Origin of the sequence: Corynebacterium capitovis DSM 44611 (assembly GCF_030440535.1) — a bacterium.
Lineage (GTDB): Bacteria > Actinomycetota > Actinomycetes > Mycobacteriales > Mycobacteriaceae > Corynebacterium > Corynebacterium capitovis.
In genome coordinates this window covers 1234184-1246695 of record NZ_CP047117.1, presented here as the reverse complement: position 1 = coordinate 1246695, position 12512 = coordinate 1234184, and the positions used below count along the sequence as shown (strand labels likewise).

At 63.8% G+C, this 12512-nt stretch carries 11 protein-coding genes and 1 tRNA gene; 7 read left to right on the top strand and 5 right to left on the bottom strand.

From position 1 onward, the window contains the following. Nucleotides 1-7: 7 nt before the first annotated feature. The 5 genes from CAPI_RS06095 to CAPI_RS06075 are packed head-to-tail and all read left to right on the top strand — an operon-like array spanning nucleotide 8 to nucleotide 5444. Nucleotides 8-1537: a DAK2 domain-containing protein gene (locus CAPI_RS06095; protein ID WP_026157155.1), complete on the top strand. Its 1530-nt coding sequence runs from the start codon at nucleotides 8-10 to the stop codon at nucleotides 1535-1537. A 4-nt stretch (nucleotides 1538-1541) separates the two neighbouring features. Continuing rightward, nucleotides 1542-3635, top strand: a complete 2094-nt coding sequence (locus CAPI_RS06090) for an ATP-dependent DNA helicase RecG (RefSeq protein WP_018017759.1) — start codon at nucleotides 1542-1544, stop codon at nucleotides 3633-3635. A gap of 10 nt (nucleotides 3636-3645) precedes the next feature. After that, nucleotides 3646-4221, top strand: a complete 576-nt coding sequence (locus tag CAPI_RS06085; RefSeq protein WP_026157154.1) for an RsmD family RNA methyltransferase — start codon at nucleotides 3646-3648, stop codon at nucleotides 4219-4221. A gap of 3 nt (nucleotides 4222-4224) precedes the next feature. Then, nucleotides 4225-4701: a pantetheine-phosphate adenylyltransferase gene (gene coaD, locus CAPI_RS06080; protein WP_018017757.1), complete on the top strand. Its 477-nt coding sequence runs from the start codon at nucleotides 4225-4227 to the stop codon at nucleotides 4699-4701. Beyond that, the gene (locus tag CAPI_RS06075; protein ID WP_018017756.1) at nucleotides 4698-5444 is read left to right on the top strand and encodes a sulfite exporter TauE/SafE family protein; all 747 of its coding nucleotides are present in this window, start codon (nucleotides 4698-4700) and stop codon (nucleotides 5442-5444) included. The genes coaD and CAPI_RS06075 overlap by 4 nt, the downstream gene beginning before the upstream one ends. Here CAPI_RS06075 and CAPI_RS06070 read toward each other — a convergent pair. From CAPI_RS06070 to CAPI_RS06050, 5 genes are read right to left on the bottom strand one after another with little or no spacing between them, the layout of a single operon-like run. Continuing rightward, nucleotides 5441-6202: an amino acid ABC transporter ATP-binding protein gene (locus CAPI_RS06070; RefSeq protein WP_018017755.1), complete on the bottom strand. Its 762-nt coding sequence runs from the start codon at nucleotides 6200-6202 to the stop codon at nucleotides 5441-5443. The genes CAPI_RS06075 and CAPI_RS06070 overlap by 4 nt on opposite strands. After that, a complete protein-coding gene (locus CAPI_RS06065) occupies nucleotides 6202-7140 on the bottom strand; it encodes an amino acid ABC transporter permease (RefSeq protein WP_018017754.1) in 939 nt (312 codons plus the stop codon). Before CAPI_RS06065 ends, CAPI_RS06070 begins: the two co-directional genes overlap by 1 nt. 3 nt (nucleotides 7141-7143) lie before the next feature. Further along, nucleotides 7144-8040 (bottom strand): ABC transporter substrate-binding protein, encoded by an 897-nt coding sequence (locus CAPI_RS06060; protein ID WP_018017753.1) that lies wholly within the window; start codon nucleotides 8038-8040, stop codon nucleotides 7144-7146. Nucleotides 8041-8060: 20 nt separating this feature from the next. Further along, nucleotides 8061-8744, bottom strand: a complete 684-nt coding sequence (gene trhA, locus CAPI_RS06055; RefSeq protein ID WP_018017752.1) for a PAQR family membrane homeostasis protein TrhA — start codon at nucleotides 8742-8744, stop codon at nucleotides 8061-8063. Nucleotides 8745-8781: 37 nt separating this feature from the next. Further along, the gene (locus tag CAPI_RS06050; RefSeq protein WP_040356822.1) at nucleotides 8782-9273 is read right to left on the bottom strand and encodes an SRPBCC domain-containing protein; all 492 of its coding nucleotides are present in this window, start codon (nucleotides 9271-9273) and stop codon (nucleotides 8782-8784) included. A gap of 78 nt (nucleotides 9274-9351) precedes the next feature. On the opposite strand from CAPI_RS06050, the gene CAPI_RS06045 reads away from it, so the two are divergent. Further along, nucleotides 9352-9425, top strand: a tRNA-Leu gene (locus CAPI_RS06045). Between the two features lie 230 nt (nucleotides 9426-9655). Beyond that, nucleotides 9656-12259 carry a DNA polymerase I gene (gene polA / locus CAPI_RS06040; RefSeq protein WP_051059738.1) on the top strand — a complete coding sequence of 868 codons (2604 nt, stop codon included), beginning with the start codon at nucleotides 9656-9658 and terminating at the stop codon, nucleotides 12257-12259. Nucleotides 12260-12512 lie beyond the last annotated feature (253 nt).

Sequence of the window (12512 nt, the reverse complement as noted above, 5' to 3'; positions counted from 1 at the left end):
GACTGCCATGGTTCAACCAGCTGCCGCCTCCCGTGACGTCGATAGTTTCGGTGCGGCACGCCTCATCTCTTGGGCCCGTCGCGCCGCCGGGGAGCTGGAACGGCGAAGGGTGGAAATCAACGGGTTAAATGTCTTTCCCGTCCCTGATGCGGATACGGGCTCCAATATGGCGCACACCGTTCGGGCGGCCTTGGAGGAAGCGGACAAGCTCGGACCCGAGGCGAGCTTGCAGGAGGCCGCCGAGGCGCTGGCGCTAGGCAGCATGCGGGGGGCCCGCGGCAATTCGGGGGTCGTGTTATCCCAGGTCATCCGGGCGGTGGCGCAAAGCGTCGGTGCGGAGTCCGTTTCGGGGAGCGTGTTTGCCGACGCTCTAGGGGTTGCCGTCACCTTCGTCGACCGAGCCATCTCGGACCCCGTCGAGGGAACAGTGATTACCGTGCTCCGCGCCGCCGCCGCTGCCGCGCAGGAGGTGCGGGACGAGGATCTGCGGGTTGTCGCAGAGTCCGCTCGGGATGCCGCGCGGACTGCGCTGGAAAACACCCCGTCTCAGCTGGAGGCGCTTCGCGCTGCCGGAGTCGTTGACGCCGGCGGCGCAGGCTTGCTCATTCTCCTAGAAGAGCTGGTCAATGAGGTCTCGGGGAGCGACGCTTCGGCCACGCTCACGCCTGCCCATCCAGCCTCGCCAGCCCGCGAGCTGGAGGTCATGTTTTTCTTTACTGGTCCGCTCGCGCAACTGGAGGACCGGCTAGCCCGGATGGGAACGAGCCTTGTCATCTCCCGAGCCGACGAGGAAGCCGGCACGGTCCACATCCACTCCACCGATGCAGGCGGGGTCGTCGAGCTGGCCTACTCCCTAGGGCAGGTCAGCGACCTGCGCCTTGAGGTCTTGCCCGCAGGTCCCGTGACCGATAATCCCCAGCGTCTCATCGTCGCCCTAACCCCGGCCGGTTCTTTGGCCGACTTGTACGCGGAGGCGGGGGCTGTGACGGTCGCTCCGGGCAAAGACGCAGTCTCTGAGGTGCTGGCTGCGATCCGGCGCAGTACCGCCCGCGAGGTGATGCTCTTACCCAATGGCCTGCTAGCCCAGCGCAACATCGCCGCCATCGAAAAGGCGGCGCGGGCGTTCTCGCAAACCGTTCTGGTCCTGCCCACCGTGCGCCTCGTCTCCGGCATTGCCGCTCTCGCCGTTCACGACGCGTCGCAGCCGATGTCAACGGTCGCATTCGCCATGTCAGAGGCAGCGGGCGAAATGCGCACGGCGGTTATCAACCTCGCTGGGAAGGCGTCGGGAAGTAATGGCGGCGCGACGGCGACTGCCTACGGTGAAGTGATCGCCCGCGAGGAGTCGGTGGACGGGGCGGTTCGTGCGGCGTGCCGCCGCCTCCTCGATGTGGGGGGAGAGCAGGTGACGATCCTCTTTGAGCCGTCCGTGCTCGAAGCGGTCGACACCGAGGCTCTCGCGGCCGAGTTCGGCGTGCCCGTATTCAGCTTCCCCGCTGATGGGTTGGGGTCGGCCGCGGAGATCGGGGTGGAGTAGAGCCGTGCTGGGGTTTCAGGATACGCGCCCGCTCAACCTGGTCATTCCGGCCAAGCAGGCCCGCGCGCTGAAGAAGCACCTCGGCATCGAAACGTGCGGGGAGCTGCTGCGGCATTACCCGCGCCGCTACCTGCATTATGGCTTAGCCAGCGCGCTGGAAGACGCCCGCGAGGGAGACACCGTCAGCGTCGTGGGCGTCGTCCAAGACACCTCAACCATGGCCGCGGGGCAGCGCCCCATCTTCAAGGCGCGAGTCTTTGATGGCCGGCAGACGCTGACAGCTACGTTTTTCGGGTCGCGCTTCGCAATGGGCGCGCTCACCCCAGGAACGCGGGTCATGCTGACCGGGAAGCTCTCCTTCTACAAGAAGCGGCCACAATTACAACACCCTGACTTCGTTCTTCTCGACGGAACCGCGAAAGCCACCGGCGCGCTGCGCCAGCTCCAACATTTCGGAGATGTCGGCGAAATCATGTCTGGCCGCGAGTGGCTCCCCCTGTACCCCGCGGCGAAATCCGTGAGCACGTGGACGATCATGGGGGCGGTCCATGCGGTTTTGGCGTCGCTCCCCCGGGTCGAAGAACCGCTGGGGTATACCCCAATCGGGTTCGTTTCCCTGAATAAGGCGATCCGGGATATCCACGAGCCCAGTGAGGAGGGGCCCGGCCGGGCGCTACGTCGCTTGAAGTACGAAGAAGCAATTGGGATTGCCCTCGTGATGGCGGTGCGCCGCGCCGATGCGGTGCAGCGTCGCGCCCGCCCCCTGCCGCGGAAGGAGGGCAAAAACCAGGACATCCTCCTGCGGCATTTGCCTTTTCCCCTCACGCGCGGGCAGAACGAGGTGCTTGGCGAAATCAGCGATGACCTCTCGGGCAGTCTGCCAATGAGTCGCCTCCTGCAGGGCGAGGTGGGCTCGGGCAAGACCATCGTCGCCCTGCTCGCCATGCTCCAAGCCGTGGACAACGGCACTCAGTGCGCGCTCCTCGCCCCGACTGAAGTGCTTGTGATGCAGCACGCCCGCTCCTTGCAGGGGACGTTGTTGCGCGCCGGGGTACCTGTCCGAGTCGTCGCGTTGACAGGGTCGATGAGCACCGCCCGGAAGCGGGACGTGCTGTTGCAGGTGGTCTCGGGGGAGGCCGATATTGTCGTCGGTACCCACGCGCTGATCCAGGACAACGTGGACTTCTTCCGCCTCGGTCTCGTCGTGGTGGACGAGCAGCACCGCTTCGGCGTCGAGCAGCGCGATACCCTTCGGGCGAAGGGCGGCGAGGAGACGCCCCACTTGCTGGTGACAACCGCGACACCGATTCCCCGCACGATCGCCATCACTGTTTTCGGCGACCTGCAGATCTCGACCCTGCGTGAACTTCCTGGCGGCCGGAAGCCCATCCAGTCCTCACTCGTGCCCGAGTTCAAGCGGGCGTGGGTGGCGCGAGCGTGGGAGAAGATCCGCGAGGAGGTCACGGCCGGGCGCCAAGCCTACATTGTGTGCCCTCGCATTGACGGCGACGGTGGCGTTCTCGAACTGGCGCAGCAGCTTAAGGAAGGCGAGCTCAGCGGACTCGCCCTCGGGATCCTGCACGGCCGCCTGCGGGGGGAGGATAAAGACGCGGTCATGGCGGAGTTCGCGGCGGGGAAGATTGACGTGCTCGTCTCTACGACCGTCATCGAAGTTGGCGTTGACGTCCCTAACGCGACCGTGATGCTCGTGCGCGAGTCCGAGCACTTCGGCGTGTCCCAGTTGCACCAGCTGAGGGGCCGGGTCGGCCGAGGGGGCAATGCCTCTTTGTGCCTTTTCCACACACTGGCGGAGGAGGGCACACCCTCCTTTAACCGTGTGAGCGCGGTCGCGCAGACGTCTGACGGGTTCGCCCTCGCGGAGCTCGACCTGCGTAACCGTCAGGAGGGTGACGTGCTCGGGTCACATCAATCGGGAAACAACCGCACGCTCCGTCTGATCAATCTGGTTGATGATTTCGACATCGTGGTCCGCGCCTACGACGACGCCGAACGCTACGTCGCAGACCACCCAAATCTCGCACGGCAGGTGACAGCCTCATTCGTACCGGAGCAATTTGACTACTTAGACAAGAGTTAGGGTGGTGGACATGAACCGCATCATCTCTGGTGAGGCCCGCGGCCGCAAGATCAAGGTGCCCCCCGAGGGCACGCGACCTACCTCAGACCGCGCCCGTGAGGGGCTTTTCTCGTCCCTCCAAGTGCGCTTTGGCATTGCGGGCCAGACAGTGTTGGATTTGTTTGCAGGTTCCGGCGCCCTTGGGCTTGAGGCCGCCTCCCGGGGCGCGGAGGAGGTCGTGCTCGTAGAAAATGACCCGCGCGCGGTGGGTGTCATCGAGTTCAATGCCGCCGTCGTGGGCCACCCAAACGTGCACATCGAATCCGTCAAGGCCTCGACCTACCTCGCCCGGGCCCCGCGCAATCACTTTTCCATGGTGCTCGCCGACCCGCCTTACGCGCTCGCGGACGAATCGGTCGTGGAGATGCTGCGCGCGCTTGAGCCCTCGCTTGTCGACGGCGCCGTGGTCGTCGTCGAACGTCACCGCGAGAGCCCCGAAACCGCTTGGCCGTCAGCGTTCACCCCGACAACGCAGAAGTTGAAAAAGCGCATCTACGGAATTGCCAGAATGGATATGGCCGTATATTCCGCACTCGAAAGGCCCTAAATCATGACCCTTGCAATCTGTCCCGGGTCTTTTGACCCGGTCACGAACGGCCACCTCGACATCTTCCGCCGCGCGGCCCGCCACTTCGAAGAAGTGGTCGTCCTAGTCACCGGCAACCCGACGAAAACATCCGGGTTGTTCACGGTGCAGGAGCGCGTCGACCTGATCGAGCAGGTGACTGCGGACGTGGCCAACATCCGCGTGGATTTCTGGGGCGGGTTGCTCGTCGACTACACAACGGCCCATCACGCCACCGCCCTAGTCAAAGGCCTGCGCTCCTCTTTGGACTACGAATACGAGCTGCCCATGGCGCAGATGAACCGGCGTCTCACCGGGGTAGACACGTACTTTTTGCTGACGGACGAAAAGTACGGCTACACGTCTTCATCCCTGTGCAAAGAGGTGGTGAAGTACGGCGGGGACGTGACCGGGTTGGTTCCTGATGTCGTCGTTAAGGCGATGAAAGAGCGGCTTAGGTGACGCTCGCCGTAGGCGTTTTCGCTGTCGTGCTCGTCGGGTCGCTCCTACAGCGCGTCTCCGGAATGGGTCTTGGATTGCTCGCGGCGCCTGTCATCTCACTTATGATCGGGCCGGTCGAGGGCGTGCTGCTCGTCAACGTCTTGGCCACAATGAACGCGCTGATGACAACCTTATCGGTACGGCGCGATGTGGATTGGAAAAAGTTCGCCTCCATTGCACCCTATCTTGCTGTGGGGGCGGTACCCGGGGCGTTTCTCATACGAGCGGTGTCTGCGAACGTCCTGCTTGTCATCGTGGGCGTGCTGTTGCTCATCGCGCTGGGCGCGGTGACCCTCGGCGAGCGCTTTGTTCCCCGGATGGAGGGGCGCGGGCCAGCAGCGATCGCCGGCACCGCGGGGGGATTCATGAACACTCTGGCGGGGGCGGCGGGACCGGCTATTACGGTCTATTCTCACGCGGCGAGGTGGGATCAGCGGACCTACGCTGCCACGCTTCAGCCGATTTTCATGGTCAGTGGCGCGACTTCTTTTGCGATTAAACAGCTAAGCGCCGCCGGCTCGCTAGAATCCATCGACGGGTCGATGTGGGCCGCCGGCTTGCTGGCGATGGTCGCTGGGATCGCAGCTGGCACCGCCATCGCTCCGCGTGTGCCCGGCAATCGCGCGCACGCGCTGGCGCTCGGTCTCGCCGTCGCCGGCGGACTGACCGCGCTGGCGCGAGGAGTGCTCGGCCTCCTCAGTTAAAACAACGTGGAAAGGAACGCCTGGGTGCGCTCCTCCCGCGGGTTATCCAGCACCTCGGCCGGGGCACCTGACTCCACGATGCGACCATCGGCCATAAACACGACGTGATCGGCGACCTCGCGGGCGAAAGCCATCTCATGGGTTACTACCAGCATGGTCATCCCGCCGCGGGCGAGGTCCTTCATCACGCGCAGGACTTCCCCGACCAGCTCGGGGTCGAGGGCGGACGTGGGCTCGTCGAAAAGCATGAGCTTGGGGTCCATGGCGACGGCGCGCGCAATGGCCACCCGCTGCTGCTGGCCGCCCGAGAGCTGGATGGGGTACGCCTGAGCCTTCGATTCAAGGCCAACCATTGCCAAAAGCTCCATCGCCCGAGCCTTCGCCTTGTCGACGGGCTCACCCTTGACCTGGACCGGGGCCTCAATGATGTTGTCTAAGACGGTTCGGTGGCCGAAGAGGTTGAAGTTTTGGAACACCATTCCGATGTTCCGACGCTGGCGCGCGGCGTCCTTTTCGCTCATCTCGTAGAGGATGCCGTCGCGCTCGCGGTACCCGATGAGCTCGCCGTCGACGTAGAGCCGGCCCGCCGTGACCTTCTCCAGGTGGTTCACGCACCGCAGAAACGTCGATTTACCGGACCCAGAGGGCCCGATGAGGCAGGTTACGGAGCCAGGGGCGACCTCTAGGCTCACGCCCTTGAGCACGTCCAAGGTGCCGAAGGACTTCCATACGTCCACGGCCTCGATCATGGGAGCCATTAGCGTCCTTTCCTTTCCGGTGCCGTGACGATCTCCACATTGGAGGGGATCGTCCCTTCCGCGTCCGCTAGCGCCGCAAGCTGGCGGGAGGTGAGCTGACGGGTCGCACCCCTGTCAAAGTACTTCTCGAGGTAGTGCTGGCCGACCATGAGAAGAGATGTGATGGCCAGGTACCAGGTGGCGGCGACGAGGAGGAGGGGGACGGGCTCGAAGAGTGCTGCGGCGATGTCCATCGACCTGCCGTACAGCTCGAGAGAGTAGGGGACCGCCACGACGAGTGAAGAAGTCTTCAGCAATGAAATGAACTCGTTGCCGGTGGGGGGAATGATGATGCGCATGGCCTGTGGCAGCACGGTGCGGCGCATGGTCTGCGCCCAGCTCATCCCCAGCGCCTTCGACGCTTCTACCTGACCCTCTGGGACCGAGGAGATTCCCGAGCGAACGATCTCCGCCATGTACGCGGCCTCATTGAGGCCCAGCCCGACGACGGCGAGGCTGAACGCGGAAGACGTCAACGGGCTGAGGGGGATGGAGGTGAACCCCAGGTTGATCGAGTCATAGATCGCTCCAAGCAGGCCCCAGAACATCAGCTGCACGTACACGGGCGTGCCGCGAAAGATCCACAGAAACGCCCACGCCACCGCGGTAAATACCGGGTTCGGGCTCATGCGCATCACTGCCAGCAGCACGCCACCGATCACCCCGATCACCATCGCGAGCAGGGTGATGGCGATGGTGTGCAAAGCGGCCGCCGCGATCCGGGTGTCAAGCAGGTAGGCGAAGTACGTCTCCCAGCCGTACGCCTCGTTGCGGGCGGCGCCGACGACGAACCACGCGACGAGCAGGAGAAGCAGGGCTGCCGTAATCCACCGCCCTGGGTGGCGAAGAGGCTTCGCCTCGATGCGCTCTGGGGCGCGCGGGGTTGACGTTGCACTCATGGGCTACTCCCGTCCTTCTATGGGCTGTTCGTTGATAGTCGCCTGCGTGAGGTGGCCGGAGGTGACGTTCCACTGCCGGAGAATGCGGTCGTAGTCTCCGGTGTCGATCAGGTGTTGCAGCGCTGCGGCCATCGCCGGAGCGAGGGGCGAATCTTTCGGCACCGCGAAACCGTAGGGCGCGGCATCAAACATTTCGCTGACCAGCTCCAGCTTGCCTTCCGATCGCTCCACCGCCCAGGCCGTGACGGGGGAGTCCGCGCTCAGCGCATCGGCCCGCCCGACCAAGGCCGCGAGCGCCGCGTTGTCCGACGTGTCGAATGAGAGAACGGTGATCGGGTCCTCACCGTTTGCTACACATGCGTCGCTCTTCGGCCGCACGTCGTCGGTCTCGGACACGGTAGTGCGCTGCACCGCGACGGTCAGGCCACATGGGTGGGCAGGGTCGACGTCCTTGCCCGGCTGTGTCGCCCACTGAACTCCGGCATAGAGGTAGTCGACGAAGTCGAAGGAGGCGCGTCGTTCTTCCGTGTCCGTGAATCCCGATATTCCCGCGTCGAGGCTGCCTGCTTGAACCGCGGGCAGAATCATGGAGAAGTCCATCTCCTGCGGGTCGAACTGCAACCCCATCACGCTAGCCACAGCGCGGCCCAGATCCATCTCCACTCCGACGATGCGGCCCTCAGAGTCCTTGAATTCGAAGGGGGCAAAAGGCGGGTTCGCGCCGACCGTCAATGTCCCGTCGGCGGCAACGTCTGCTGGTACGAGCTCCACGATCTCCGGTACGGGCTCGGGTGACACATCGACCCAGCCGTCGGGGTTACCCCCTTCGACGTTGGTTACGCAGGCGGGCAGCACGCTTATCGACGTGAACACGGCCGCCCCGGCCCAAAATTTACGCATAACCGTATATTAACCGGCTTCTATGCTGCGTCGAGAACGACCACCCACACGGCGATCATGTGCAACGCCGCGGCGACAATCGTCAGGGTGTGGAAGTGCTCGTGATACCCGTAGACTCGGGCGTTGCGGCCCGGCCATTTGAACCCGTAAATGACGGCGCCGACCGTGTACGCAACCCCACCAGCGAAGAGCAGCCACACCACGGCAGCCCCCGCTTGGTTCCGCAACACGGGCGCGAGGAATACCACGATCCACCCCAGTCCCACGTATACGGCGACGTCAAGCCACCGCGGGTGATTGATCCACACCAGGTTGAGTACCGCCCCCATGACCGCGCCGGACCAGGACACGGCGAGCAGCCACCACGAGTAGGGGGGTGCGAGCAGAATGACGCAGATCGGTGTGTACGTCGCGGCGATGAACACCGCGATGGTTGCGTGATCCGCCCGCCTCCACCATTGCACCGTCTCGTGGGTCCGCCAGGGCCAGCGGTGGTACATCGCGGAGACTGTAAAAAGCTGGATGAGGCCAGCCACATAGACGGTGACGCTGGCGGCCTGTGCCCACTGCAGCGTCATCCAGGAAACGGTCAGCAGTACCGCACCCGCCACGGCGGACCCCAGCGCCGCGGCGACATGGAACCAGCCTCGGGTGAGCGGGCGTGCGCCACGGTCGGCGACAACGTAGGTTCGTTCGGTAAGCACCACCTCCTCAACGCTACGCTGGAGTAGGGTTCGTCGCTTAGTTAGCGACGGACAGGCGGTCGTAGTACGCGCTCTGACCCAGCGGGTAGGCGTCCCAGGCCGGGGCTTTGGCACCCGTGAGAGCCGCGACGAGGCAGTCCAAGTAAAACTCCCAGCCCGGCCCGATATCCCTGAGCTGCGCCTCGTCGATCCCCCGGTGCACGAACAAAATCTTGGTCCCTTCCGCAGTTGGCGAAAGCTCAAAACCAATATCCCACGCCGGTGGCGCCACACCGACCAGCCGGAGTTGTCGGGGTCGCTCGCACGCAACCACCTCCATTTCGGCCCATGCTTCCTCAACTGCCATATGCACGTCAACGCGCCTTTCGCCGTCGCCCTGCCGCCAGGCACCCACCCACGCGGCGGTTTTGTCTGGGTGGGTGATCCACTGCCACGTGGCGTCGATAGGCAGGTGCGCGTCGCGAGTGATAAAGAGGTCCGAGCCATCGGGCCGGCGGTTTAGAACTCCGGTGGGTTGCGGGGTTGTCATGGGGTCGATGCTAGTGGCGGCGGCGATTGTGTTTCCGGGGGCGCACTGCGTTATGATTCTCTTCGCAGTTTTGCACGCGCCCCAGTAGCCCAATTGGCAGAGGCAACGGATTCAAAACCCGTCCAGTGTGAGTTCGAGTCTCACCTGGGGCACGATAAGGCCAGGTCACAGCGTTGTTAAGTGGCCTGGCCTTTCGTTGGCCTCCTTACATCCTGAACCCTGCATTTCCGCAGGTTGCGTCACGGCGCATATGTGAAGTGTTGCGATCGTGCAGCGGGCAGTGGTCGTGATCAACGACTTCTACGTCTCAAGCTCGCGTCTAGACTGGCTCACCGTGACGACATCCGCGAGCAAACGCCTGCTTCTCATCGACGGCCACTCCATGGCTTTCCGCGCTTTCTACGCTTTACCGGCGGAGAATTTCTCCACCTCGGGCGGGCAGCACACAAATGCTGTTTACGGGTTTTTGTCGATGTTTGCGAACATCCTCGCCGAGGAGCAGCCCACTCACGTTGCGGTCGCGTTTGACGTGGGTCGCAAGACCTTCCGCACGGAACGCTTTCCCGAGTACAAGGCGCAGCGAGAGGCGGCACCCCCCGAGTTCAAAGGCCAGGTGCCCATCATTGACAAAGTTCTGGGGGAGCTCGGCATCGTCACCTTGTCCAAGGAGAACTTCGAGGCCGACGACATCGTGGCCACCCTGGTCAGTGAGGCCCGCGCGGAGGGCGGGTTCGAGACGGTCCTCGTCTCCGGTGATAGGGACTACATCCAGCTTGTCGACGCCACAACGACTCTGCTCTACCCAACCCGCGGTGTGTCCACGCTGACCCGCTTCACCCCGGAGACCGTGGAAGAGAAGTACGGTCTCACCCCAGAGTTGTACCCAGACTTCGCAGCGCTGCGGGGAGACCCTTCCGACAACCTGCCGAGTGTCCCGAAGGTGGGGGAAAAGACGGCGACGAAGTGGATTTCCCAGTACGGGGGCCTGGAAGGGCTTATCTCCCACGCCGAGGAGATCAAAGGTGTCGCCGGGCAGAACTTCCGGGACCGGATCGACCAGGTGCGGTTGAACCGGGAATTGACGCAGATGGTCACAGACGTCGAACTACCCGTGGGGCCGGACGAATTGGTGATGCGTCCCATCGAAATCGCCCAGGTTGCGCAGTCGTTCGACGAACTCGAGTTCGGAGTCAACCTCCGCGAGCGCGTGTTGGCCGCGGTGCCCACCACGGGCGCGCCCGCTCCCAGCGCCGCGGACGAGCCAGCAGAGGTAACCCTCTCCGACGAACCTCTCGACGCCTGGCTTACATCCCGCCGCGGTGAGGGTCTCGCTCTTTACCTGCGCGGTAATGGCGCCCCGGGCAGGGGGGATGCGGCCGCGGTGGCGCTCGTCGACAAGAGTCGATGCGGCGTGCAACGCGACATGGTGGACTTGTCTCCCGCTGAGGACGCCGCGTTCAAGCTGTGGGCCGAGTCGGACTCGCCCAAGTTCCTGCACGAGGCGAAGCAGGCTTACCACATGCTGCGCGGTCGCGGAATCACGCTGCGGGGTATCGCCCACGACACCGCGATCGCGGCGTACATCCTTCGACCCGGCCAGCGGACGTACGAACTCGCCGACGTATACCAGCGCCATCTCCAGCGCCACTTGGGTGATACCAGCGGCCAGCTCAGCCTCCTCGACGACGACTCATCGCTACGCGCGGCCACTGCGATCCTGGAGCTCTCGGCCGAGCTCTCCGCGCAGCTTCGCGCCATCGACTCTTACCAGCTCTACTCCGACCTCGAGCTGCCCTTGGTGAGCATCCTCGCGGAGATGGAGGACGCGGGCATCGCCGTCGATGTGTCCATCCTCGAGGGCGAGCTCGCGCACTTTTCCAACAAGGTCACCGAAGTCGAGCAGCACGCGCGTCAGCTTGTCGACGAGCCCGCCCTCAACCTTTCCAGTCCGAAACAACTTTCTGTCGTCCTGTTTGACAAGCTCAAGCTGCCGAAGACAAAGAAGACGAAGACGGGGTACTCGACCGCGGCGAAAGAGATCGAGACCCTCGCTGCGAATAACCCGCACCCGTTCCTCCAGGCGTTGCTCGAGCATCGCGAGTATCAGAAGATGAAGTCGACGATTGAGGGGCTCATCAAAACTCTGCAAGACGACGGGCGGATTCACACGACGTTCAACCAGACCGTGGCCTCCACGGGACGGTTGTCATCGACTGATCCGAACCTACAGAACATTCCGGTACGAACGGAGGCGGGGCGCGTTATCCGTTCGGCCTTCACCGTGGGGGAGGGGTACGATTGCCTTCTCACCGCCGATTACTCGCAGATCGAGATGCGCGTCATGGCTCACCTATCGCAGGACGAGGGATTGATCGAGGCCTACCGAGGCGGCGAAGACCTGCACAACTTCGTTGGCTCGCGGGTTTTTGACGTCCCCATCGACCAGGTCACCCCGGAGCTGCGTCGTCGCGTTAAGGCGATGAGCTACGGGCTGGTGTACGGCCTCTCCGCTTTTGGACTTTCCAACCAGCTATCTATCAGTGCCGGCGAGGCAAAGAAGATCATGGAGAGCTACTTTGAACGCTTCGGCGGTGTGAAGCGCTACCTCGACGAGGTGGTTGAGCAGGCCCGTCGTGACGGCTACACCTCGACGGTGTTCGGACGCCGTCGCTACCTGCCTGAGCTGACCTCCGATAACCGGGTGGCCCGGGAAAACGCGGAGCGCGCGGCTCTAAACGCACCGATTCAGGGGACTGCGGCGGACATCATCAAGGTGGCGATGATCCGCGTGAACGAAGCGTTGCACGGCCGCGCCTCGCGAATCCTGCTGCAGGTCCACGACGAGCTCGTGGTCGAAGTAGCCCCGGGCGAGCTAGAGGACGTCAAGGACATTGTCGAGCGAGAGATGGACGGCGCGATCACGTTGCTGGTACCCCTCGAAGTCTCTGCCGGGACAGGCCCCAATTGGGACGCGGCGGCCCACTAGCAAACATGTAGCCGGTGTGCGGACCCCTCCGCACACCGGCTCCCCCCGAGGTCGTTGGCCCCGATATACGCCCACACTTTAACATCGTTCACGTGGCTAGCTGTGGGCAAGCTGGCCAATTATTTGGAAACTCTAGGTGAACAAGTGCGGCGGGCTGCGCGGGTGCGTCGACAAGTTGCCTTAGCTGGGGAAAGAGGCTAGCCTTTTACAGGCGTGTCTGCTAAAGGCGTGTCGCCTGCCGCGTAGGAGGGTG